Genomic DNA, 23,949 nt, shown 5'->3' with positions numbered 1-23,949 from the left:
ACAGCCCCAGACTGTCTTGGTTTTTTACCTTTATGGCATGCGCTTTGCTCCGTAGTATTTAGGCGCCCAGTAGCTGTCTACTTTATAGTTTGTAATTTTCACACCCTCAGATGTGGATACGTGAACGACATAGTCATTTCCAATATAGATAGATGGAATAAGTGAACTTCCTTCAAAAAAGACGAGATCTCCTGGCTTCAAGTCAGATTGTGAAATGGTTTCTCCTGCTTCCCACTGCTGACTCGCATAGCGCGGAATGTCTTTTCCAGCTGCTTCTTTATAAATGTATCGAACAAAACCAGCCGTATCAAAGCCTGTAGAAGGACTTGTCCCACCTTGTGCGTAAGGTACTTCTCCTACATATTTAAGAGATTCCGTCACAAATGGATTGTCTTTTGACAGCGATAAGTCATCGTAGCGCCTTGCTCCTGCGTACTTAGACGTCCAGTAGCTGCTTGTCAGGTAATCCACCGTCACATTTTCGCTGCGCTTGGCATGAATAAACTGATTGCCGCCTGCATAAATGCCGACGTGTGAAATCCCTTCACGATACGTATCTTTAAAAAAGATAACGTCTCCTGGCTTTAAATCTGTGCGAGCAACTTTTTCTCCAACTTGCCACTGCTGATCGGTTGATCTCGGAAGGTAGACGTCCGATGCGTGCTGAAATACATACGCCACAAATGCAGAGCAGTCAAAACCGTCCGTTGGAGAATCGCCTCCAAATACATATGGCGTGCCGAGATGTTTTAGCGCTTCTGCAATCACTTCATTATCTTTTGCAATTTCCGGTGCTCCTGTAATGCGCTTTGCTTTGGCAAAATGTGATGACCAATAGGCACTGCTTGAAATGTTTTTCACCACGACTTTTCCGTCTGAAGAAGATGCATAAATCATCTCATCGTCTCCGATATAAATAGCGGCTACGTTCACTTCACCGTTTTCATCCGTGTCAAAAAACAATACATCGCCTGCCTGCAGCTCGTTTTTATCGACGTCTGTTCCAAGCTCTGACTGTTCTTTCACGGAACGAGGCAGCGTTGTGTCAAGCGCTTGCTTAAACACATATTGAACGAAGCCAGAGCTGTCAAACCCTTCGCTTAGCGTCTCTCCTCCAGGTGTATAATCGGCTCCTTCATACGTTTTTGCTTTGTCAGCAATCACGTTTTCATCTGTGGCAGCCTGTACTTGCACAGCTTTTTCTGCAGGAAAAGCGCCTTCATAAAAAGTGGCAAGACTAAGCCCTAACGCTGTGACCATAAGAGGTTTCATTACTTTCATCTTTGTTCTCCTTTGTTTTTTATTTCATCCAAGAAGTTTTATATGTAAATGGTTCCTCTGTTAAAGTATGGTGCAGATGGATAAGAATTGGCTAGTACCTTTTGACTTAAATATGCTTCCCTTCCAAAGTCCTGTAAAAAATCCATAAAAAAACTCGGCGCATATTACGCCGAGCTTTTTTATTTCATGCCCACTTGGATATTTGCTGCTTTTTGTTTTTGACGTAAATTTGCAATCCACTTGTAGTAAAGTGTAATCAAGAGAACAAAAATACCAAGCGCAAAGTATAGTTTTGAATACCCTAAAGCACCTGCTGCAATTCCTAATACAAATGAACCAACCGCAATACCGCTATCATAAAACGTAAAGAACGTGGCAGTTGCATATGCGCTTCGGTGAGCAGGCGCCGCTTGAATTGCAAGCGTTTGGAAGCTAGGAAGCAGCGTTCCGTAGCCCAGCCCTACTAACGCACCTGAAAACAGCAGCATCCAAGAAGAATGTGTAAAGCTTAAGCTAAATAGACCAATCGCAAAGACAATACACGATGGAATAATCACAATGTTTGGTCCAGATTTATCAAATAATCTTCCTGTAAACGGTCGTGAAATCAGCATCGCAGCTGCGAATACGACAAAGAAAAAGCTTGCTGTTTTAATCAATCCAAGCGACTGTGCGTACACAGAAATAAAAGAAATAATACTTGCATACGAAAAAGAAACGAGAATACCTACAGATGAAATCGGCATGGATTTCTTTTCAAACAAATCGCTCAGTGAAAATGATTTCTTTACTGACGGAGCAGCGTTTTCTTGAAGATTTTTGACCATCATTCCGCACAGCCAGCCAACGAGCATAATCACGCCAAATACAAGGAAAATAATGTTGTATGCCATGTATTGATGAAGCGTTAATGCTAAAAACGGCCCTGCAACAACGGCTAAGTTCATTGACATTCCGAAGTAGCCAAGCCCTTCTCCTCGTCGTTTAGCGGGAACTAAATCCGCTGCAATCGCTCCGGTGACGGTTGTTGCTAAGCTGAATGAAATTCCTTGAAAGAAGCGCAGTAATAAAAGCACGTTAAAATGGTGGATGAACATATATAAGAAGGAAGAAAGCGCAAAAATGAGGGTACTAAATACAAGCGTTTTTTTCTTTCCAATGTTTTCAATGACTTTCCCTGAAAATGGTCTAACAATAATCGCAGATAATAAAAAGATGGTAACAACAAGCCCTGCCTGCGTACTCGTGCCTTCTAAGGCGTCTAATACATAAATCGGCAGCAGCGTTAGCGATGCATAAAACACGACAAAAATAAAAAAGTTGGTAATTGCAATGCTGATAAAGCTTTTAGTCCAGATTGGCTCCTGCTGGTTCTTCATTCATTTCACCCTTTTCTGTAGATTTACAAATTTTCTTTAATAACGAAATAAGCTGATCTTGTTCGCTGTCGGATAAAGCAATCAGCAAATTTTCTTCTAAACGCTCAATTTCTTGCTGAATTTCCGGAAGCTTTTTCTTCGCTTGAGGAGATAAATAAACGATGCGCTCTCGTTTATCACTGCCTGCTTTTCGAACGATCCATCCGCTTTTTTCAAGCCTTGTTAACGTGCGGGTCACCGTTGGCGCTTCGACATTTAAATACTGCCAAATCTCCGTTTGCGTCATTGAGCCGAATCGCTTTAAACAAAATAAAATTGAATACTGTGAGCTGTATAGCCCGTACGCTTTTAACACTTCATTTACTTCTTTAATAGACAATCTCGACTTTTGATGAAGCTCATGAAACACCAAGTTATTCACTTTTCCCACCTCACCTTTTCATTTTATTTACCTAGGTAACTAATTGTTCTTTTATTAGTATATGTGCTGCTGCTTGATGTGTAAAGGCGGCTAAAAAGAGCGAAAACCAGCTTTTTTCTCTCTTTTTCTACTAATGATTTACGCTTTCACTTCTGTTTTCTTATTCTTTTGCATCACGAAACTTTTTGTATATATTTACATGCACCTGCAAACTCTGTTAAAGAAGACGAAACAATATGCGGGAGGCTGGTATATGTTTTCACTGCGCGGCGATGCTCATAAAGTCTACCTTAAATTGAAAAAAGCGGCTCATCAAAACCAAAACGCAGAAGAAATTGATGAATTAGCGGAAATGGAAGAAATCCGGCAGCTTTACCTTACGCTCGACAGCGCTACTTTGCGAAAGGTGTATTACCGAATGACCAAAGAAAAAAACGGCTCCGGCGTCATCCCTATCCTTGTTTCTGCCTTGCCTTGGCTCTTTTTTTTATTTTCGCAGCGGCTGCAGCAATTTTTATTTAAAGACGGCAGCTGGCTTTGGATTATTTTTGTCGTGCTGTATGTTTTTATTCTCATTCCAAGCGTGTTTCTTCATTTCCGTGAACAATCGTGGGCTTCTGTTCATATTGAAATTATTCAAGACATTTTAAAAGACCGTGAAAAAGAGCCGAAACCCCTTTGAGGTCCGGCTGTTTTTTGCCTATTATGAAATAGCTTGTCTGCTTTCTACGTCTCGACCTAACTTTCTTTTGATACGCTGCAGCGCGTTGTCAATTGACTTGACGTGCGTATTTAATTCTTTCGAAATTTCAGCGTATGAATGGCCATCCATATACAGCGTCAATGCTTTTCTTTCCAATTCACTAAGTGTTTCCGCAATTTTTAACTCGCGGTCTTCCACTTTTTCTTGATGAATCAGCACCGCTTCCGGATTAGCAATTTGATCGCCAGGAATCATATCCATCAGCGTATAGTTTGATTCTTCATCATACAGAGGCTTGTCCAATGAAATGTACGAATTTAACGGACCGTGCTTTTGACGAGTAGCCGTTTTAATCGCCGTAATAATTTGTCTTGTGATACATAACTCCGCAAAACCTTTAAAAGATGTTAGCTTGTCTTCATTAAAGTCGCGAATTGCTTTGTACAGTCCAATCATTCCTTCTTGGACGATATCTTCTTTTTCAGCACCAATCAAAAAGTATTTTCTTGCTTTACCCCTCACAAGATTTTGATACTTGTTGATTAAATACTCCAATGATTTTTCGTCTCCGCTGTGAACCATTTCAACCAAAACATGATCTTCTAACATAGCATAATTTTGAACTTTTTCAATTACGATGCCTACGCTCACTCATATCCCCCCGTTACACTTAGTTGAGTTTTGATGTGTTCTAAACTGATGCATGATCTACTTGTTACGACGCTACTGCAATACGGTCCAGAAACGTAAAAAGCGTACAGAGTAAACTGTCGCTTTCCTCTCTCACTTTATGCTCCCCTGCATCTTTCTATAATCTATTATAAAGAAGTATAACCGATAAAAATCAAAAAGGTTGTCGAAATATGAAAGTGTTTGCAAAAAAAATCAATTTTTATAGAAAATTCACACAAATCACTTTATTATTTCATATAGTGACAGCAATCTGTCAAAAAAGCAATAAAAAAATAATTCCATATTAAATAAACTTACTCAAGCAGAGTAAGTCGAAGTTGCAGATGATACTGCGCATATAGGATTAGTTGCCTTCCGGCTTATCAGCATTTTTTGTTCCCTTGCTTTTATAAGGCTTCGCATTTTTCTTCTTTTTTGCACTCGCCTGCCAGCGGTTCCACCCTTTTTTGCCGGTGCCTCGCCCCGTGCCGCCTTTACCTTTTGCTTTACTCATACGTATTCCTCCGTTACCTGCGTGTTTGCTACAATAAAAAAAGACCCCGTCCAAAGTCGGAGTCTTTTTTGGATTGCATAAAATTATGCTTTTACAACGTTAGCAGCTTGTGCACCGCGTTGACCTTGCTCGATGTCGAAAGTCACTTTTTGACCTTCGTCTAAAGATTTGAATCCGTCGCCTTGAATTGCGCTGAAATGTACGAATACATCTTCTCCGCCTTCAATTTCGATGAAACCGAAACCTTTTTCTGCATTAAACCATTTTACTGTACCTTCAGTCATACTATTTCCTCCAGTGGTGGAATTATTCCACGCATATATTACTACCCTTGCTCAATCGTACTATTTCCAGATAAAAATTTCTATTGAAGAATATTTCTCTTCTTTCAATTTCATACCGAACAAAAATAATTAACCTTAGTGTAACATATCAATTTAGAAATAGCAAGTTTCTGTTCTAAGACAGACTATATCCTAATTATGTATCTGCTAAAAGCCTACGGGGCAGCTTTGAGGTTACCAACATTTCTGAATTATGATGCGGCAGAAGGTTTTTATATTGAGCTAAACTTATCGTCTGCACAAATGCACAAAAAATCTTTTATTTCATCAATTTGTTTTCTGCTCGTTCCAAAGCCTTGTAATGGAAACGTTCTTCTTTTGGAGATCAATTTGATATACATCGGGATTTGTTAAACGCGACCATTCACTAAACCCAAACTTCGGATCAAAATATCTGAGGATTAACGTCATCAAATTGCCGTGCGTAACAAACAGAGTCGTTTTCTCTTTTTCATTCATTACTTCTTCAAGCAGCTCCAAGACGCGGGCCGTGGCTTCTTTCGTCGATTCTCCTCCGTCTACCTTAAAGTCTATGTCATCAAAAGTTTTTTTCAATACTTCTATCCAGTTGAAAAGAGGCTGTCCGCTTAAACGCCTTTCTTCTAGCCTTATATTTATATGAAGAGGCAGACCGGTATCTTTTGCATAAGGTTCAATTGTTTGAACGGCTCGTTTGTACGGACTTGAAATAATTTTATCAATGGGATAACTCAGCTTGTTCAAATAACCTATTAACTGCTGGGCCTGCTGTATGCCTTGTTCCGTCAATGATGCTTTTGCTTCTTGCCCTTCTGCTTCACAATGCCTAACTAATAACAAAGTTTTTATTCATCTTCCCTCCACGCACAGAAAAATAACCATTAATTACAAAATAAGATAATAATAGTATATAATGATACGTGATTTATAGCTAAGGAGGAACCACATGATTCGTGAACGATCACTTTTAATAAAAGGACTCACCTTTTTACTAGCTGTTTTTATTTTAAACATCCCTTTTCCTAACTCAACGCCGCTCAGTCATTCTGTCTTTTCTTTTTTAGGTCTTCCCCTCTATGGAAATGAAGATACAATGACGGGAATTCAATATGCTAGCAATGCGTGGGGAATTATACTTTTACTTGGTCTTTTTGCCCTTTACAAAAGTTTAAATCGGCATCGTTTAAAACTTACAATTTTAGCTGCGTTTATTGTCATATCGGGTCCTGGTCATATGGTTGAAGCGATGCAAAAGACCGTATTACCAGGTATGTATGCCGTTTCTTACGATGCGGAAAACAGCATTTGTACATTTGAGAGAAATAAAAAAGAAACCGTATTAACGGGCACCTGTGACCTTTCATTTGAAAATCACAGCTCAAAGCCTATTACATTTGAAGTAGCACTAGATGAACGCTCCTATTTTAAAGAAGATACCCCTTTTTTAGTGATGATGAATAAGCCTAAGCTTCATACTGTTAGGTTGGAACCAAAAACGTATCAAACTGTCGAAATCACTTCATCTGTCAAAGCAGCAGACTTTCCTTCTAAAATCTTTATGAGTGAAGTAAACGTCTTTCACATCAACATTTATCAAAACGGAAAAAAACGTTATTTATAAGCATAGAAAAAGCCCTTATAGGGCTTTTGAAATGAGTGAATTACCAGCCCAAGCCTCCGCCGTAGCAGCTGCAGCCGATGATCACTAATAAAATAAATAATACAACTAATAAAGCAAAACCAGATCCATGACCATATCCAGCGTTTCCAGACATAAGAACACTTCCTTTTCTTTATTTACTCTTTCCTCAAGAAAAATGCAGCTTGCATTTCGCTTGAGTTGGATTATCTTATGCCTGAACACGCCGATTTGACTCTGGTTTTTTCTTTTTTCTTTTTCCTTCTTGCCATGCACCTCATCAATAAAAGAAGAAAACACCCTAAGAAAAGCGCTGACTTCGCTTCTTCTCCTCTGTCCAAAAGAGATTAAGACATAATTAAATCAACCCAATCTAAAGACGAACAAATAAGATACATGAGCTGAAACTTACGTTCACCATACCAATAAAAAAATCCGAACGCGTTACATTCATCGTTCGGATCTTCTCCTTAAACTAAAACGCTTTTCAGCCTTTCTTACAAAATCATTTATTTCACTAGCTTACGCCTTTCAGAAGACCGTACTTCCGTACGTTTACCGATACCTAGTACATAGTAGCTCAGCACAACAATAGCTAAAAAGATAATGCCGACAATCAGCGATATGCGCGTTTCATCATTAAACCACATGCCTACAAGCACCATAAGTAAAAATGCGATGGTTACGTAGTTCGTCACAGGAGCAAAAGGCATTTTAAATGGATGTTGGTCCATCGCCGCTCCTTTTGCTTTTCGAAAACGAATTTGACTGATAAGAATCACAAACCACGGAATCATACCTGGAAGCACGCTCGCACTGTACACGTACACAAAAACGTTTGGCGGTGCAATATAGTTTAAGACAACGCCCGCAGCTAAGCCAATCATTACCGCAACAGTACTATAAATAGGCACACCGTTTCGAGAAACCTTTGTAAAAAAAGCCGGAGCCTGACCGTTTACACCTAGCGTGTAAAGCATACGTCCCGCACTAAAAATTCCGCTGTTGCACCCAGACATTGCCGCTGTGATGACAACAAAGTTGATAATGCCCGCCGCTGCTGTAATTCCTACTTTAGCAAATGTAGAGACAAAAGGACTGCCAAGCGAATCCAGCTCGTTCCACGGATACACCGTTACAATCACAAAGATGGCGCCGATATAAAAAATTAAAATACGCCAAATTAAACTTTGAATTGCACTTGTTAACGTTTTTTTAGGGTCTTTTGCTTCTCCTGCTGTAATTCCAATAAGCTCTACTCCTTGATAGGCAGCAATAACAAGCGACAGGGCAAAGAAAAAGCCTGACCATCCGCCTGTAAAGAAACCGCCGTTTGCCCACAAATTCGACAGACCAAGCGCTTCGCCGCCGTTTCCAAGACCAAAGAAAATAAGGCCAAGACCGGCAATAATCATGAGAACAATCGTAACAATTTTAATCATTGCAAACCAAAACTCAAACTCTCCAAACGATTTCACCGAAATTAAATTGGCCCCACCCAGAATGACCATGGCGACAATTCCCGGAACCCACGCCGGTAAATGCGGGAACCAGTACTGCATATAAGCTCCGACTGCAATAATCTCTGCCATGCCGACAATTACCCATTGAAACCAGTTGCTCCAAGCCGTGATGTAACCAGCTAACGGATGAATATATTTATGACCAAATGTCGCAAACGAACCCGTACTTGGCTCTAAGTAAAGCATTTCCCCCATTGCACGCATAATAAAGAAAATAAAAACGCCGCAAATAGCATACGCAAGCAGGACGGATGGCCCCGTCCATTTAATGGTGCTTGCTGAACCCATGAATAACCCTACCCCAATCGTTCCTCCAAGAGCAATCATTTGGATATGACGAGATTCAAGCCCTCTTTTTAACTCTTTGTTTGCCAATTTACTTCCCCCTAGCCCCTCGTGATGATTTTCTATTCTATTAAGAAATTCTTTTATTCCCCTGTCCTGATAGAGAACTATCATCTTTTTTCTTTTTCATAAAGAAGTACGAACATACCACAAATACAGCAATCAGCAGCGTGAGATAAAACTGAGTGCGAAGTGAATCAATAAATGCCATCGCAATAAAGATACTTGTGATTGCCGCAATCGTTCCATACGTTAAATAAGGAAACAGCCACATTCTGATTTTTAAGGCTTCCGGCTTTTCTTTTTCGTATTTCTTTCTCATGCGAAGCTGTGAAAAAGCAATAACAAGGTACACAAGAAGCGCTACGCCTCCCGATGCGTTTACTAAAAATAAAAAGATTTTATCGGGTGAAAGATAGTTAAAACCAACGCTGATGTAAGAAATCACGGTACATCCTACAATGGCATTGAACGGAATGCCTTTTTTATTCACTTTCAAAAACATGCGCGGCGCGTCTCCTTTTTGCGCCATTGAGTAAAGCATACGAGAACTCGTGTATAGACCTGAATTTAAGCAAGACAAAACGGCAGTCAGTACGATAAAGTTCATAATTTGAGCCGCTGCCGGAACGTTTACCAACTCTAATATCGAAACGAACGGACTTTTCATCAAGCTTGAAGAATCCCACGGAAGGATCGTTACTAAGATTAAAATCGACCCAAGATAAAAAATTAAAATACGATAAATAACGGTATTTGTTGCGATAGTGATCGCTCGCTCAGGCTGAGCCGATTCTCCAGCGGCTGTTGCGACAATTTCTGTTCCCATAAAAGAAAACATCACAATCGCCACTCCTAAAAAGACGGAGCTGATTCCATTTGGAAGAAATCCGCCTCTGTGAAGAAGGTTCGATGCTCCCGGAGACTCTACTCCCGGTATTAAACCGAGGATGATCGCTCCTCCTAAAAGTAAAAACAGCACTAAACTAACTACTTTAATAAGCGAAAACCAGTATTCAAATTCACCAAATGATTTAACAGAGTATAAGTTCGTTAGTGTTAATAAAAACGTCAGGATGAGACTCACGCCCCAAGACGGTAGAGATGGAAACCAATATTGAATAATTGTTGAGCCGGCAATCGCTTCAACAGCAATAACAATTACCCAGAAAAACCAGTACAGCCAGCCGATTGTGTAGCCAGCCCACGGCCCAAGAGCTTCTCTCGCATAGGTCGCGAACGATCCACTTGAAGGATTAGCCGTAGACATTTCCCCCAGCATTCGCATAACTAAAATCACCAGCAAACCGGCAAACGCGTACGAAAAAATGGAACCAGGACCTGCTGCGTTAATGAGTGATCCGCTTCCAATGAACAAACCGGCACCAATGATTCCTCCTAAAGAAATCATGGTTATGTGTCGAATTTTTAATTCTTTTTTTAACTCAGGCGGTTGATGACTCATGTTAAAATCCTCCTCATAAAAACCGTCATTTAAAGAATTACACGTTCTTCGCATCGCGCGTTAAATATGTAAGCCCTTACAATATTGTGGACAAATAACTGCCGTTTTCCTACCCTCCCTCTATCTGTACATTCAAATGAAGCCTTCACTTAACGCAAAAGATAGCTTCATTCGACAAAATTACTTTTCGAATTATATGATAATTTATTTTGAACAACTTTGTCTATTGTTTTTTTGAAAGGAAGATCATTTTCATTTACTAACGATAAACTCTTTCTTCTATCGTAAATCTTTACTTCAAAACATCTTTTATTATACTTTACCAACACTCCTTTCTTTCGTTTTGTTCAAAATCACTATAAAAACCATAGATTCATTGGATCTTTAAACAAAAGTGTTTATTTTTTAAAATTTTTGAACATTTTTGTTAAAAAACTATGTACAAAACGAGAATAAGGTGATTATAATACAGGTATAGGGTGTTGGAATATTAATTATGTTGAAAATTTTCTAAAAAAGGGGTAATGAAAATGAACACAATGAATATTAACGAAATCAAACAATACAAACACGAACCTTTCACAGACTTTACGATTGCAGAAAACAAAGATGCGTTTGAATCAGCACTAGAACTTGTACAATCAGAGCTTGGAAAGGACTATCCTCTTGTAATTGGCGAAGAATTAATTACAACAGAAGAGCAAATCCAGTCAATTAATCCAGCTAATAAAGCAGAAGTTATTGGCCGCGTGTCAAAAGCAGATCAAGACTTGGCTGAAAAAGCAATGCAAGCAGCACTTTCTACCTTTAATACGTGGAAAAAAGAAGCGCCAGAAGCTCGCGCTGACATTCTTTTCCGTGCAGCGGACATCATTCGCCGCCGCAAGCATGAATTTTCAGCTTATCTTGTAAAAGAGGCAGGAAAACCGTGGAAAGAAGCAGATGCTGATACAGCAGAAGCAATTGACTTCCTTGAATACTACGCTCGCCAAATGGTGCAGCTAAAGGACGGCGCGCCTGTTGAGAGCCGCGAAGGTGAAGAAAATAAATTTAACTACATTCCGCTTGGTGTCGGCGTTATTATTTCACCGTTTAACTTCCCGCTAGCGATCATGGCAGGAACAGCAGCAGCAGCAATCGTAGCAGGAAATACGGTTCTATTAAAACCGGCTAACAACACACCGGTTATCGCAGCAAAGTTTGTAGAAGTAATGAAAGAAGCTGGCCTTCCAGACGGCGTACTGAACTACGTACCGGGAAGCGGAAGCGAAATTGGCGACTATTTAGTAGATCATCCAAAAACACGCTTTGTTTCATTTACGGGCTCTCGTGAAGTAGGCTGCCGCATCTATGAACGCGCAGCAAAAGTACAGCCTGGTCAAATCTGGCTAAAACGCGTTATTGCTGAAATGGGCGGAAAAGACACGGTCGTTGTAGATAAAGATGCTGATTTAGATTTAGCTGCTTCTTCTATTGTATATTCAGCATTTGGCTTCTCTGGACAAAAGTGTTCAGCGGGCTCTCGTGCAGTTGTTCACCAAGACGTGTACGATATCGTTCTTGAAAAAGCAGTTGCGCTGACAAAAACATTAACAATGGGCAGCCCTGAAGATGTGAACACGTATATGGGACCTGTGATTGACCAAGCTTCTTTCAACAAAATTACAAAGTACATTGAAATCGGTAAAGAAGAAGGCCGTTTAATGACGGGCGGAGAAGCAGATGATTCAAAAGGCTACTTCATTCAGCCTACGATCATTGCAGATGTAGATGAAAAAGCACGTTTAATGCAAGAAGAAATCTTCGGCCCAGTCGTAGCATTCTGCAAAGCGCGCGACTTCGATCATATGATGGAAATTGCGAACAACACAGACTACGGTTTAACAGGTGCCCTTCTTTCAAATACGCCTGAGCACATCGAGCGAGCAAAAGAAGAGTTCCACGTCGGAAACCTTTACTTCAATCGCGGTTGTACAGGTGCCATCGTTGGGTACCAGCCGTTTGGCGGATTTAATATGTCAGGAACAGATTCAAAAGCTGGCGGTCCTGATTACTTGATTCTGCACTTACAAGCAAAAACAACAAGCACAACGCTTTAATACTCAGTAGAGCAGCCTTAGGCTGCTCTATCTTAAAACAACAAGGGATTTTTTCTATAGGGGGAGATATTTATGTTAGCAGAGGTATCTAAAAATGTGTTTCTTCACGCTTCCCAAAATAAAGCGCTAAACAAAGCGGCGAAAAAATGGGGTCTTCGCTTTGGTGCAGCTCAAGTGGTAGCTGGCGACACAATTGAACATGCGATCAAAAAAGTACGGGAACTGAATGAAAAAGGACTTGTTTGTACGCTTGATCATTTAGGGGAATTTGTTTCAAGCAGAGAAGAAGCCATTGAAGCGACTCAATATAATGTCAGAACGCTAGAAGCTATGGGCCAAGCCGGTGTAACGTGCAACTTATCTGTCAAAATGACGCAGCTTGGTTTAGATATTGACCGCAATTTTTGCGTTGAGAACATGCGCCGTATTGTTGAAACAGCGAAAAAATACGATAACTTTGTTCGAATTGACATGGAAGACTATGCCCACTGTCAAATGACGCTAGATATTTTACGAGAGCTTCGCGAGACGTTTGATAATGTCGGAACGGTTATTCAAGCTTATCTTTTCCGCGCTGAACAAGATGTAAAAGAGTTAAAAGGCATTCCTCTTCGATTGGTAAAAGGCGCGTATCAAGAATCACCAACCGTGGCGTTTCAAGACAAAGCCCAAATTGACGAGAACTATATGCGAATTATTGAAGAGCATTTGCTGAGCGGAACATACACGGCCATCGCATCTCACGACCACAATATTATTGCAAAAGTAAAAGAGTTCGCTCACAAAAACAACATCCCGCGCACGCAGTTTGAATTTCAAATGCTATACGGATTCCGAACGGATATGCAGCTTAGCCTTGCAAAAGAAGGCTATACAATGCGCGTATACGTTCCATTTGGCAACGACTGGTTTGGCTACTTTATGCGCCGCTTAGCAGAAAGACCGCAAAACGTCGCATTTGCTTTAAAAGGTTTCTTTTCTAAATAAGCATTCATTTAGTAAGTTTCGTAATGAAAACGCTATCATTTCTTTGTGCCCTTTGTAGATGCTTCTGCAAAGGGATTTTTTTATACGATTTCTCTTCCCTTTCAGTATGTAGTAAGGTAAAATAAAGATACGAACAAACGTTCTTTTTATTCCAACCAAAAAGGAGAGTACATATGAATCCTCTGTCAAAATTAGCACTGCCTCCTAAGCTAGAACCTTACCGAAAAGAAATCGAAAAAACATGTAAGCCTTACATCCACATCAATACGGTCATGAACAGTCCAAAATTATATGAAAGCAAGTTTGGCGGCAACCCTTACCTTCCCCTAGAAGCAAATCATCCTCTTGATTCTCAGGGCAAGCCGATGCTCCTGATGGCACAAATCAATTTTTCTGAAGTTCCTTCCTATGAAAATATGCCCATTCAAGGCATGCTTCAATTTTTCATTTGCGGGGCTGATAACAAAAGCAGCGGTGATGTGTACGGTCTTGATTTCGACCATCCTACGGCTCAAAAAGACTTTCGCGTCGTTTTTTATGAAGACGTAACAACCGACGAAAACAAGTTAACAACCGATTTTACGTACCTAGAGGACGTTGACCGAGATATGTTCCCTATTCCTCAAGAAGTAGGTTTACAGTTTGAAATAAGAATCGAACCCGTTTCCCCTACTGACTATCGATATAATGATATAGAATCAGGTTTATTTGACGATGAAGAAACGGAAGAAATCTACTGGGATGAGCTTACGGGTGAGTATCATAAAATGGGCGGATACGCTTTTTTCACTCAAAGCGATCCTCGAGACTACGATGAAGCACTGCGAGCATACAACGTTTTGCTTCTTCAATTCGCCATGGACGACGAAGCGGATATTATGTTTGGTGATGCGGGAGTGGCCAACTTCTTCATTAAAGAAGAAGACCTTCGCAACCGTAACTTTAGAGATGTTTTGTACAACTGGGACTGCTGTTAAAAAGACGCCCTCTTAGAAAAGTATCTAGGAGGGCTTTTTTTCACATTATTATTTCTATTCAGCCTGTTTTTTCGGCTCTTGCAGCATTCAGCGTTTCTTTAAACTGCTTTAGCGCTTTTACATCTGCAAATGCGCTTGTAGGAATAACGTATCCGCTCATTGCATTAACAAGGATAAAGATATGTTCATCGGTTTCTCTAATTTGAGTGATGCTTGACCAAGGAGTCTTCACTTCTCCTTTTGAGCTTTTCTCTACCAAGCCATCTTCCGTAACCATTATAGTATGCTCACCCGTCAGACTGCTGTTACCTTCTTCATTCATCACCTTTATAATGTTCTTTTTAATACTGCCGTAAAAATACTTCGGATAAAATAAAAACCACAGCACCGTAAGCAGCGCAAACGCTGCGAACATGCCAACTAAAAACTCTCCTTCAATCCACGAAACAAGCAAAGGAATAAGAAGAAAAATAAGCGACATCCATCGCTGAACTCTCAGCACTTTTTGTACTCTTTCCGAATGTTGAGCGTGATGCATGTTAAAAGCTACGTAATCATCTTTGGTTAACGTATAGTGATATTCCATATTAATCTCCAATTCTCTTAAATAACAACAAAATAAAATATACCTCATTTGGTGTTATATGTATATAAAATAATAAGTTTTTCTTATGAAACACATCAACTTTTTATCATTTATTTACAGCTATACATCACGTAAACTTAACTAGTACTCTACCATTTAGGGAGGAATGTTTATGACTTTTACACTGACGCATATTGATCATATTCAGCTAGCTGCACCACCGAATTCAGAAAGCGAAGCACGACACTTTTTCGGAACTGTTCTTGGATTAACAGAAGTCGAAAAGCCGGAAAGACTAAAAAAGCGCGGCGGCGTGTGGTTTGAATTTGGTTCTTATCAGCTGCATATTGGTGTTGAACCTGCCTTTTCACCTGCAAAAAAAGCGCATCCAGGCTTTCACGTTAAAAATCTACCTGCGTTCAAAGATCATCTGACTAGCTTCGGTATTTCTTTTATAGAAGACCAAAACATTCCCGGCGTCGAAAGAATTTACGTGGCGGATCCTTTTGACAACCGAATGGAGTTCTTAGAGAAAGTAAATCTCCCTTTTTCTAACTGAATGTTTGACAAAACAAGAGCTCTTATTTAAGAGCTCTTGTTTTCTTTTGGTCCTTCTTTTTGCTTTTCTTTCCACAGCATGTACAGCAATAGCCCCAGCAAACAAAATGCCACGCCAAACATCGTTAAAGGAAATAAAAATGTATTAATAAAATGATGATAGATCCATGAATCATTCATCTAACCAGCTCCAATACGCACCGTTTTTTTATAGTATGCCCTACTATAACCTTTTTTATATTGTGTTAAATATTATGGTTTCTATCATATTTCTATTTCTTTTTAATAGAGTAAATAGTAGATACATAACATTCTCCTCTTAGAGTTCTCATCCGCTGATTTCAAAATTTTATTAGAGGAGGCTTACTCTATGAAAAACAAGTTCACTGAAAAGCCTAAAAAGCTTTTTTGGATTCTTTCTTATAAATCATTAATTATCGCTATACTATTTGTTCTCTTAACATCTGCCGCTATTTTTACCGTCACGTATTCAACTCTTCAGCATACGCTGCGCTCGAACGTTGTCTATCAAGCACTATCAAATTATAAAGCCCAAAGCTTGTTCTACTTCATGCATACGGAAAATCATCATTTCTCTCATGCCTTTGAAGAAGATTTCTCTCCGCCTCCTCTCTCTTCTGTCGCTCTGCAGCTGGCGACGAACATTCGTGTGGCAGATACAAGAAGTCTATTTGGATCAGAACTGCCCGGCTTTTCTATTTTTGATTCCCACATTCTGTTAGCCGGTGAAGGAACGGATTATACCACAATTCCCCATGAATCGGCTCCTCCGCTCGAAAGCATTTCAGGAGAGCGTGATTTGGATCCTGCTGAAAGCAAAACGTACGAAGAAAGCAAAAAACAGTCTCAAACACAGGCCAAGCAAAGCACGGGAGACAGAAAAGTTGTGTACATCTACCACACGCACAGCTGGGAATCTTATTTCCCTTTGCTTGGTATGCAAGGTGAAGCAAACGAAAATAAAGCAGTTGATAACAAAACCAACATCACGCTCGTTGGTCAAATGCTAGGAATGGAATTAAAAGCAGACGGAATCGGTTCGGAAGTAGATACAACTAATATGACACAAAAGCTGAATGAAAAAGGCTGGGGTACAGGACGAGCCTATATGATGTCTCGCAGCGTGGTGGAAACGGCTCTTCAGCAAAACAAAGACGTCGATTATTTAATTGATATTCATCGAGATTCACTGCGCCAAGAAAAAACAACGGCTGCTATTAACGGCAAATCATACGCTAAAATGATGATTGTATTAGGTGAAGCGAACCCGAAATTTGATGAAAACGTGAAAATGGCCAAAGCGATTCATGAAAAGTTAGAGGAAAAATATCCAGGCCTTAGCCGCGGAGTATTAAGCAAGAAGAAAACAAGCGGCAATAATGGGTTATATAATCAAGACTTATCCGACCGCTCCATTTTAATTGAAGTCGGCGGCGTCGATAACAATATGGAAGAACTCACAAACACTGTCAAAGCCTTTTCTGATGTGTTCAGCGAGTATTATTGGCAAGCTGAAAAAGTGAATGCGCAGTAAATAAAAAGAGGCTGGGACAAAAGTATTTTAGTTAAATTGAAATATGAAATATTGATCGCGATTATTTATTAATAGTTCGTATTTTTGTTGTTATGGTAAACATAGGTTTCATGTATGTAGGTACTTCTAGCGGTTGATTGGAGGGCAAGGCGAAGACTCCTGCGGGAAAAGCGGAACAGATGAGACCCCGCAGGAGCGCAAGCGACGAGGAGGCTCATCGGCCGCCCGCGGAAAGCGAAGCCTTGCACGGAAATCAACAGCGGTGGAACAAATGATCCATACGAGCTACTTTATCCCATTTGTTCTTCTTTAGATGGGATTGATGTAGTTATGTCTCAACCTCTTTCGTTTTTATGAGTGTCACGCTTCTCTTTTTCACATGCAAAGCACACAAGCTTCCCTTCAACAACCACACCGTTTAAAAATCCCTCTAAACAGTACACGTTCTTTTGACATACGGTGCAGATTCCAACGTACTCTTTCACGACTTTCTCACTCCTTCCATACGATTAAAAACCATAAAAAAAGCTCTATTAAAGAGCTTCTTTCCGTACATAGGATTTTCCTTCATTTCAACAAACGGCTCATTTCTTCAGGAGAAAGCGGCTTATCAAATATATAGCCTTGACCGATATGACAGCCTTGTTCCGTCACAAACTGCAATTGTTCTTCGTTTTCTATTCCTTCTGCAGTGAGATCAAAGTTAAGTTTTTTTCCCATTTGAATAATCGTTTCCACCAGCACTTTTCCAACTTCGTCTAAGTCGTCAATAAATGATTTATCAATTTTTAACGTATTAATCGGCAAGTGTTTCAAATAGCTAAGGGATGAATAGCACGTTCCGAAATCATCCATCGCCACTTTTATCCCTAGACTCCGCAGGCGGTTTAGCACTTTTTTCGATTCTTGACTGTTTTGAATGATGCTTTCGGTGATTTCAAGTTCCAGAAAGTGCGGCTCAAGGCCCGTTTTTTGCAAGATTTGTTCAATCTCCGCTACGAATCGTGAGGACTTCAGCTGAATAGGTGATACGTTCACTCCTATTTTGCTCGCTTTTGAATTCAGCTCCGTCCATGCTTTCATTTGCTTGCACGCTTCTTCTAACACCCACTTGCCAACGGGCACAATTAGACCCACTTCTTCTAAAATAGGCAAAAATTCATTTGGATAGACGGTACCAAATTTTGCGCTATTCCAGCGGATAAGCGCTTCTGCCCCTATGACATCAGACGTTTTCAAATCGATTAACGGCTGATAAACGAGCTGAAACTCATGTCTTTCGAGCGCATACTTTAACTCATTCTCCATGCTGATTGTTTTAATTATTCGTTCATTAGATGAAGACGAACTCATTTCATATGTGTTTCGTCCATTCCGTTTTGCTACATACATCGCAATATCTGCTTGCTTGATCAGCCTGTCGATTAGTTCATCTGCGTCTTTGGGACTAATATGCTGCTGACATTCCTTTGAAAATAGGCTGATGCCAACGCTTGTAGAGGTTAGCACTTTATCTCCGTCTATATAAAAAGGAAGCGACATTTCTTTTACAATCTGCTCGGTCATTTCTTCAATTTCCTCAACATTTTTTAGTGAATGCAGCACTAAAATGAACTCATCTCCCCCGTGTCGCGAGATAAAATCAGAGGAAGGAATACATTTTTTTAACCTTTCTGCTACGCGCCTCAGCAGCACATCGCCGTGATGATGGCCAAGCGTATCATTTATTGATTTAAAGCGGTCTAAATCTAAAAATAAAATGGCCAGCAGTTCAGGAGATTCTCGATTTAAAAGCAGTTTTTTCAGCTGCTTGTTTAACCAGTAGCGATTAGGCAAATTGGTTAAAGGATCATAATAAGCCATTTGCTTAATTTTTTCTTCATATGCTTTTCGTTTTGTAATATCATTGCGAATCGATACGTACTGATACGGCTTGCCCCGCTCATCTAAAAAAGGAACAATGGTTGTATCCACCCAGTAGTACGAACCGTCTTTTGCCTTGTTTTTTATTTCTCCGTGCCATACCTTGCCGGACCTGATCGTGTTCCACAACTCTTTAAAAAACAAGTTTGAATGATGTTTAGAGTTAATAATACGATGATCTTGACCGAGAAGCTCATGTCTTTCGTACTTAGAAATTTCACAGAATTTATCGTTCACGTGATTGATGAATCCGCGGCTATCCGTAATCGCTACGATCGATGATTCATTTAACGCAAGTTCAATATCATTTAGTTTTTTCAGCGCTTCTTTAAATTTATATTCAAAATGCCTGTTTTCCATAGCCTATACACCTTTATCAAAATTTTAACGATAAAACAAAACCCATGACGAAATGATAGAGAGGAATCGTGAATAATGAATACAATTTAACCAGCAACGGACAGCGAATTGGTTTGTCCGATTGCCTTACATTATTAAAATAGCAAGCGTAGGATCGCTGTTTTCCTCTTTTCACCTTCACAAACTTCTTACACGCAGTTTGTAAAAGGATTGATAGATAGTTTCGTTTATCCATATCTTTTATCACAACTTTTCTATGGTACCATTAAAATGATTTTTATAGAAATGAAAGTGTACTTTCTTCACGTAATTGACATACCTTTTGATGGTGAACAAAAAAAGCCTCTGCTTTAGACAGAGGCTTTTTTCACTTTGTTCTTACGAGCTTGTACGCGTCAGCCAAGGAAGAATAAGGTCTTGAAAGGTTTTATTGTATACAACAATTCGATTAAGATAATAAGGATCGTTGTCTTTTGTAATAAGGTGCGGCGCTAGGATAGCTGCTTGGTGAAAACCAGCATTTTTCACAATCTTAGCTACGTCATCATTTGTATTGCCGTATGGATATGCAAAGTAAACCGGGTCTATTCCTAAATGGCTCTTAATCGTTTCTTTGCTTTTTCGTAAATCTTCAGCAAACGCGCTGTATTTAGAAGGCGTCAGAAATAAAGGCTTGTCTTCTTCCAAACGGTGCATGTCATATGTATGCGAACCGATTGTCGCAAGGCCGCTGTCTTTCATTTCTTTTAGCTGACTCCACGAAGCCATATTTAAATTTTGGAAATCCGTTGCCCCCACTTGTCCTGCGATTACATATAGCGTAAACGGAATGTTTTCCTTTTTTAAAATGGGAAACGCGTTTTGATACACGGTACGGTCAATATCATCAAATGAAATCCAAACGCAGCGTTTTGGAAACGTGCCTTTTTGCTGATACGTTTCAATATCTTTTGGCGTAACAAACGTAGCGTCAAGTTCCTTAAGCTTTTTTAACTGATGTTCAAAATCATTGCTGTAGACGCTGTACTCCGTCAGTTCATCAGACTTTGTAACTGAGCTGACAATTCGATTAAACCAATTATGCTTGCGCACGCGATGATAGTTTAAGCCTAAGCATCCGTTCGTCTCAAGCGCTGGCTCCACGGTCGTTGTTGCTTTCGCCTTGTCTTCCCAGTTCACTACTTTAAAGAAAATAAAGCCAACTACCGCTGCCGCAATCAAAAGAAAGAATACATATTTCTTCATGCGCGCTTCCTCTCTTCAGTATGTTTTAACGGATTAACATCAAACTCGATGTACTGTGCACGCTGAAGTTCTTGAATTTGCTCCTTGGATAAAAGCTCAAGACGCTCTAAATCTTTAATACTCGTATACGCCGGCTCTTTTCGTCGGTTTAAGCTTCCAAATCTCTTTTTATTGTAGGATCTCCATAAAAACAGAGCCAGGAAAAAGAAGCAAAAAATAGCGAGTCCAATTACTAAAAACGTTCGAATTTCGCCGTTTGTCGTTTTGAACGCAATTTTTAATATCCCGCTGTAACGGTCATTTACGCCGATAACAGCTGAAAGGAAAAACCAAAGAACAATGGCACAATAGAGCCAAAAAACAGATGAAACAATGATGCTTATCACTAATCGAGCAAGAGGCTGTTTGGCTTGAATCATGATTTGCTCTTCGTTAAGCCGCGGTCTGGACTGCTCCATGTAGCATAGCCTCCTTTCACTCTAGATCTGATAGCACGAGGAAATGCGCCCACTACCACAATCGTATTCACAATCCAGTAAAGCGCTGGGTACCATGCAGCCCATACGTAATACCGCTTCACGTTGTCGTATTTCGAATCAATTTTCAGCGCAATAAACAGCTGAATTAAGCTCATAAACACAAGGGAAAATGACGTGAACGTAAACCAAAACAGCATGTCTTGAGGACTGCTCGCGGTAACAAGCAGCATTAGAGTCACAAACAGCCATGCGAACGACCAAAAGGTACTGATCCACTGCTCTAGGTATACAATCCAAATTCTGCGCTGCTTCCATTTCAATAACACTTTCCAGTGGCGAAGCATTACCTCTTGCCCGCCTTGAGCCCAGCGTACTCGCTGCTTCCAAATTCCTTTTAAGGTTTCAGGCACAAGCATCCAGCACAGTGCCCGCGGTTCGTAGCGGATATCCCAAAAGCGCTGCTGCAGCTTCCAGCTCACGGCGATATCTTCCGTAATCATATCGCGATCCCACAGCCCGACGTCCACAAGTGCTTTTTTTCGAAAAGCTACTACTACGCCTGAGACCGTCATTACTTTTCCTAAAATTCGCTGTGTTCGTTTAATAGAACCGATAATAGAAGAATACTCAACTAGCTGAATGCGACTCAGCAGTGTATTACGGTTTCGAATGCGCGGATTTCCGGTAACGGCTCCCAGCCGTTCCCCTTTATGAAGAAAATGATGGATTAGATAATACGGAGCGTCTTGATCTAAAATAGCGTCGGAATCTAAGCAGATTAAAAACTCAGCTTTAGATGCGTGCGCACCTAAATGTAACGCGTTGGCTTTTCCTTTATTTTCATAAAGCTGAATCACACGAACTTCAGGGTGATTTCTGCTGATTTCCTTTAAAATATCAGCTGTTCCATCCGTGCTTCCATCGTTAATAAGGATGATTTCTTTAGACGGATAATCTAACGCCAAAAGGTGCTTAAGCGTTTCTTCAATCGTCTCTTCTTCGTTATAGCAAGGCACTAAAAAGCTCACTAACGGCCAATCAATTGTTGAAAAATCAACTTTAGGATCTCGGTCACGATAGCGTATGTAAATAAACGTGCCTGCAATCCAAAATAAAGACATAATAAATGGATACCAGAATACAAAGCTCGCAAGCTTTTCAAATCCAGGTATTAATACGTGTTGCATATTCATTTTTCTGACTCCTTCACACCAATTAAAATTGCACAGAGTGACAATTTTATCACTAAATTGGTTAAATAGAACATAGTAATTTTAACCATCTAAAAAAAGATACTTTTAAACTACTTTTATTCCTATATTATACAACCCTTATATGTAAGTAAGAAGCACTAATAAAGGATGGGCAAGTTACCTACTTAAAGAAGTGACATATAGTATCACTGTAGATTTCTTTCACCGTAAAAAACGTGATGGTTGCAGGTAGTATACGAAAGAAACCCTTTCCCTGAGGAGGAATAACAAATATGAACGAACAAATTCAAAAACTGCTCAATAACTTAATTCAACTTGAACACGTCTCTTCGACTTTGTACCTAGCTATGTCTAACTATATGAATCGATTAAACTATAAAGGAATGGGCAGCTGGCTGCGTCTGCAGTCTGAAGAAGAACGCACTCATATGCTAAAGCTTATTGACTATTTAGTTGACCGCGGCGGAACAGTTGAATTAAGTTCTTTACCTGCTCAGCCAAGTGAGTTTGGGACACCGTTAGAAACGTTTCAAAAAGTACTGGAGCATGAGAAGTTCGTCACGAATTCTTATCGCCAAGCGTTTCAGTTTATCAGCCAAGCGAATGACCCTCAAACGTTAGTCATCGTGCAGGACTTTTTACGAGAACAAGTCGACGAAGAAGCTCAAGCTCAAACGATTGTAGACCGCTTAAAAATCGCCCAAAATAACCCTGCAGCTATTTTTATACTCGATCAAGAACTAGGACAGCGAAAAGCTGCGCCGGCGGGCGGAGCACCAGCGGGTGGAGCAGCTGCGCAAGGTTAAAAGCGCAGAAGAGTGTAGAACAATGTGCAGAACCAATAACACAACGCCCGTTTCCTTGTTTCGAGTTGGTATTCATCACGGCTATTATGGCTATCCGCCTAATGTGTATAACGCTATTCAAAGGCTTATGAATCAATATATGCATCAGCTTCACTATCATCGACCTCAATATGTTCACGTCTACTACGTGCACCCTTCTCTTATTCACTACTACCTTCACTAAGTTGAGGAGAATAAAAATTTTGCTTCTTGAAGAAATTCACCGTTTCTCTACCCTAATTCAGGAATCTCAATCAAAAATATGGATATTTATGCTAATATAGATTTTGTTAATCAAATAAAGAAACAATTATTAGCGGGGTGTCATATGGATAATCAATACGTTGTAGGTTGGGGAACGGTGGCTTTAATTAATGCCGGATTAGCGCAAGGTAAAAATCGAACGGGTCTGAACTGGTTCTTATTATCTCTTGCTTTAGGACCGCTTGCTACCTTCATCTTACTGCTGATTGAAAAACGATAAAAATTGGTTCAAAGCTCATTGCTTTGAGCTTTTTTCTTTATTCTTCAACTATAACCGCTCTTCAAAACAAGTAAAAAAGCTCCGCTTGAAATTTTTTTCTAGACTTAATATGCATAAATCTATTCATCATTCAGCGTAAATCCGGCTGCATTTTGTTAATAAAAAACCTATTCTTTAGAAAAGGAAGGAAGCTTCTTTTTAAATCTTTGTTTCTGACAATAAAATCAAAAGAAAGAAAAACGCTTTTATTCTATGCTTTTCTAATTAACAGATTAACTGTTTTCTACAGATGATGACCATTTACACGGGACAGCTGTGCATCTACTGAATGAGGTCAAACTTCCTGTATTTCTCAATCTGTAGAATGAATAA

At 39.9% G+C, this 23,949-nt stretch carries 28 protein-coding genes; 11 read left to right on the top strand and 17 right to left on the bottom strand.

All coding sequences use genetic code 11. The features are described 5' to 3' along the window. Positions 1-30 precede the first annotated feature (30 nt). The 3 genes from MMB69_RS05510 to MMB69_RS05500 form a co-directional block, all read right to left on the bottom strand. The gene (locus MMB69_RS05510; RefSeq protein WP_221783767.1) at positions 31-1,281 is read right to left on the bottom strand and encodes a C40 family peptidase; all 1,251 of its coding nucleotides are present in this window, start codon (positions 1,279-1,281) and stop codon (positions 31-33) included. A 179-nt stretch (positions 1,282-1,460) separates the two neighbouring features. Beyond that, entirely contained in the window at positions 1,461-2,660 is a 1,200-nt protein-coding gene (locus MMB69_RS05505) for an MFS transporter (RefSeq protein WP_277447296.1), read from the bottom strand. Next, a complete protein-coding gene (locus MMB69_RS05500) occupies positions 2,629-3,081 on the bottom strand; it encodes a MarR family winged helix-turn-helix transcriptional regulator (RefSeq protein ID WP_221783764.1) in 453 nt (150 codons plus the stop codon). The genes MMB69_RS05505 and MMB69_RS05500 overlap by 32 nt, the downstream gene beginning before the upstream one ends. Before the next feature lie 253 nt (positions 3,082-3,334). On the opposite strand from MMB69_RS05500, the gene MMB69_RS05495 reads away from it, so the two are divergent. Beyond that, positions 3,335-3,763 carry a hypothetical protein gene (locus MMB69_RS05495; protein ID WP_260506660.1) on the top strand — a complete coding sequence of 143 codons (429 nt, stop codon included), beginning with the start codon at positions 3,335-3,337 and terminating at the stop codon, positions 3,761-3,763. A 21-nt stretch (positions 3,764-3,784) separates the two neighbouring features. On the opposite strand, the gene sigH is transcribed toward MMB69_RS05495, so the two are convergent. From sigH to MMB69_RS05475, 4 genes are all read right to left on the bottom strand, one after another. After that, positions 3,785-4,435: an RNA polymerase sporulation sigma factor SigH gene (gene sigH / locus MMB69_RS05490; RefSeq protein WP_013058500.1), complete on the bottom strand. Its 651-nt coding sequence runs from the start codon at positions 4,433-4,435 to the stop codon at positions 3,785-3,787. 385 nt (positions 4,436-4,820) lie between these two features. Then, positions 4,821-4,976 (bottom strand): DUF3934 family protein, encoded by a 156-nt coding sequence (locus tag MMB69_RS05485; RefSeq protein ID WP_162837669.1) that lies wholly within the window; start codon positions 4,974-4,976, stop codon positions 4,821-4,823. Positions 4,977-5,053: 77 nt separating this feature from the next. Beyond that, positions 5,054-5,254 carry a cold-shock protein gene (locus tag MMB69_RS05480; protein ID WP_013058502.1) on the bottom strand — a complete coding sequence of 67 codons (201 nt, stop codon included), beginning with the start codon at positions 5,252-5,254 and terminating at the stop codon, positions 5,054-5,056. A gap of 327 nt (positions 5,255-5,581) precedes the next feature. After that, positions 5,582-6,133, bottom strand: a complete 552-nt coding sequence (locus tag MMB69_RS05475; RefSeq protein WP_260506659.1) for a histidine phosphatase family protein — start codon at positions 6,131-6,133, stop codon at positions 5,582-5,584. 106 nt (positions 6,134-6,239) lie between these two features. Between MMB69_RS05475 and MMB69_RS05470 the strand changes: the two genes are divergently transcribed. Beyond that, on the top strand, positions 6,240-6,914 hold the full coding sequence (locus MMB69_RS05470; protein WP_221783760.1) for a hypothetical protein: 675 nt from the start codon (positions 6,240-6,242) through the stop codon (positions 6,912-6,914). 40 nt (positions 6,915-6,954) lie between these two features. Here MMB69_RS05470 and MMB69_RS05465 read toward each other — a convergent pair whose 3' ends face one another. The 3 genes from MMB69_RS05465 to MMB69_RS05455 all read right to left on the bottom strand — a co-directional run bounded on the left by MMB69_RS05465 (position 6,955) and on the right by MMB69_RS05455 (position 10,265). Beyond that, positions 6,955-7,068: a YjcZ family sporulation protein gene (locus MMB69_RS05465; protein ID WP_098999647.1), complete on the bottom strand. Its 114-nt coding sequence runs from the start codon at positions 7,066-7,068 to the stop codon at positions 6,955-6,957. A gap of 373 nt (positions 7,069-7,441) precedes the next feature. Continuing rightward, on the bottom strand, positions 7,442-8,830 hold the full coding sequence (locus tag MMB69_RS05460; protein WP_016765133.1) for an amino acid permease: 1,389 nt from the start codon (positions 8,828-8,830) through the stop codon (positions 7,442-7,444). Between the two features lie 40 nt (positions 8,831-8,870). After that, positions 8,871-10,265, bottom strand: coding sequence for an amino acid permease (locus MMB69_RS05455; protein WP_013058507.1), 1,395 nt, complete (start codon positions 10,263-10,265; stop codon positions 8,871-8,873). Positions 10,266-10,795: 530 nt separating this feature from the next. Here MMB69_RS05455 and pruA point away from each other — a divergent pair. The 3 genes from pruA (at position 10,796) to MMB69_RS05440 (ending at position 14,328) form a co-directional block, all read left to right on the top strand. Beyond that, a complete protein-coding gene (gene pruA / locus MMB69_RS05450) occupies positions 10,796-12,364 on the top strand; it encodes an L-glutamate gamma-semialdehyde dehydrogenase (RefSeq protein ID WP_221783758.1) in 1,569 nt (522 codons plus the stop codon). 72 nt (positions 12,365-12,436) lie between these two features. Next, positions 12,437-13,351, top strand: coding sequence for a proline dehydrogenase family protein (locus MMB69_RS05445; RefSeq protein WP_221783756.1), 915 nt, complete (start codon positions 12,437-12,439; stop codon positions 13,349-13,351). Positions 13,352-13,524: 173 nt separating this feature from the next. After that, positions 13,525-14,328: a YwqG family protein gene (locus tag MMB69_RS05440; RefSeq protein WP_269871364.1), complete on the top strand. Its 804-nt coding sequence runs from the start codon at positions 13,525-13,527 to the stop codon at positions 14,326-14,328. Positions 14,329-14,386: 58 nt separating this feature from the next. On the opposite strand, the gene MMB69_RS05435 is transcribed toward MMB69_RS05440, so the two are convergent. Then, entirely contained in the window at positions 14,387-14,914 is a 528-nt protein-coding gene (locus MMB69_RS05435; RefSeq protein ID WP_221783753.1) for a YcxB family protein, read from the bottom strand. Between the two features lie 172 nt (positions 14,915-15,086). Here MMB69_RS05435 and MMB69_RS05430 point away from each other — a divergent pair, with 172 nt between their 5' ends. Continuing rightward, positions 15,087-15,473: a VOC family protein gene (locus MMB69_RS05430; RefSeq protein ID WP_221783751.1), complete on the top strand. Its 387-nt coding sequence runs from the start codon at positions 15,087-15,089 to the stop codon at positions 15,471-15,473. Positions 15,474-15,499: 26 nt separating this feature from the next. Here MMB69_RS05430 and MMB69_RS05425 read toward each other — a convergent pair whose 3' ends face one another. Next, on the bottom strand, positions 15,500-15,652 hold the full coding sequence (locus MMB69_RS05425; RefSeq protein WP_221783749.1) for a hypothetical protein: 153 nt from the start codon (positions 15,650-15,652) through the stop codon (positions 15,500-15,502). Positions 15,653-15,842: 190 nt separating this feature from the next. Between MMB69_RS05425 and spoIIP the strand changes: the two genes are divergently transcribed. Both spoIIP and MMB69_RS05415 read left to right on the top strand, forming a co-directional pair. After that, the gene (gene spoIIP / locus MMB69_RS05420; protein ID WP_025750039.1) at positions 15,843-17,027 is read left to right on the top strand and encodes a stage II sporulation protein P; all 1,185 of its coding nucleotides are present in this window, start codon (positions 15,843-15,845) and stop codon (positions 17,025-17,027) included. 133 nt (positions 17,028-17,160) lie between these two features. After that, positions 17,161-17,340 carry a hypothetical protein gene (locus MMB69_RS05415; RefSeq protein ID WP_260506658.1) on the top strand — a complete coding sequence of 60 codons (180 nt, stop codon included), beginning with the start codon at positions 17,161-17,163 and terminating at the stop codon, positions 17,338-17,340. Between the two features lie 22 nt (positions 17,341-17,362). Here the strand turns inward: MMB69_RS05415 and MMB69_RS05410 are convergent, their stop codons facing one another. The 5 genes from MMB69_RS05410 to pgaC all read right to left on the bottom strand — a co-directional run bounded on the left by MMB69_RS05410 (position 17,363) and on the right by pgaC (position 22,227). Beyond that, entirely contained in the window at positions 17,363-17,512 is a 150-nt protein-coding gene (locus MMB69_RS05410) for a hypothetical protein (RefSeq protein ID WP_269871362.1), read from the bottom strand. Between the two features lie 82 nt (positions 17,513-17,594). Beyond that, entirely contained in the window at positions 17,595-19,310 is a 1,716-nt protein-coding gene (locus MMB69_RS05405) for a putative bifunctional diguanylate cyclase/phosphodiesterase (RefSeq protein ID WP_277447295.1), read from the bottom strand. A 378-nt stretch (positions 19,311-19,688) separates the two neighbouring features. Beyond that, positions 19,689-20,555, bottom strand: a complete 867-nt coding sequence (locus MMB69_RS05400; RefSeq protein WP_264408445.1) for a polysaccharide deacetylase family protein — start codon at positions 20,553-20,555, stop codon at positions 19,689-19,691. Continuing rightward, positions 20,552-21,013 carry a poly-beta-1,6-N-acetyl-D-glucosamine biosynthesis protein PgaD gene (gene pgaD, locus MMB69_RS05395; RefSeq protein WP_221783741.1) on the bottom strand — a complete coding sequence of 154 codons (462 nt, stop codon included), beginning with the start codon at positions 21,011-21,013 and terminating at the stop codon, positions 20,552-20,554. The genes MMB69_RS05400 and pgaD overlap by 4 nt, the downstream gene beginning before the upstream one ends. Further along, positions 20,971-22,227, bottom strand: coding sequence for a poly-beta-1,6-N-acetyl-D-glucosamine synthase (gene pgaC, locus MMB69_RS05390; protein ID WP_221783740.1), 1,257 nt, complete (start codon positions 22,225-22,227; stop codon positions 20,971-20,973). The genes pgaD and pgaC overlap by 43 nt, the downstream gene beginning before the upstream one ends. A 293-nt stretch (positions 22,228-22,520) precedes the next feature. On the opposite strand from pgaC, the gene MMB69_RS05385 reads away from it, so the two are divergent. From MMB69_RS05385 to MMB69_RS05375, 3 genes are all read left to right on the top strand, one after another. Continuing rightward, the gene (locus MMB69_RS05385) at positions 22,521-23,054 is read left to right on the top strand and encodes a ferritin (protein WP_057273824.1); all 534 of its coding nucleotides are present in this window, start codon (positions 22,521-22,523) and stop codon (positions 23,052-23,054) included. Positions 23,055-23,076: 22 nt separating this feature from the next. Beyond that, positions 23,077-23,277, top strand: a complete 201-nt coding sequence (locus MMB69_RS05380) for a hypothetical protein (RefSeq protein ID WP_141425866.1) — start codon at positions 23,077-23,079, stop codon at positions 23,275-23,277. 144 nt (positions 23,278-23,421) lie between these two features. Beyond that, on the top strand, positions 23,422-23,577 hold the full coding sequence (locus MMB69_RS05375) for a hypothetical protein (RefSeq protein WP_277447294.1): 156 nt from the start codon (positions 23,422-23,424) through the stop codon (positions 23,575-23,577). The last annotated feature ends 372 nt before the right edge of the window (positions 23,578-23,949 follow it).

It is taken from the genome of Priestia sp. P5 (assembly GCF_029522155.1).
In the GTDB taxonomy this organism is placed as follows: Bacteria; Bacillota; Bacilli; order Bacillales; family Bacillaceae_H; genus Priestia; species Priestia megaterium_E.
The sequence above is the reverse complement of the archived record's forward strand: the minus strand, read 5'-3'. Positions and strand labels throughout refer to the sequence as shown.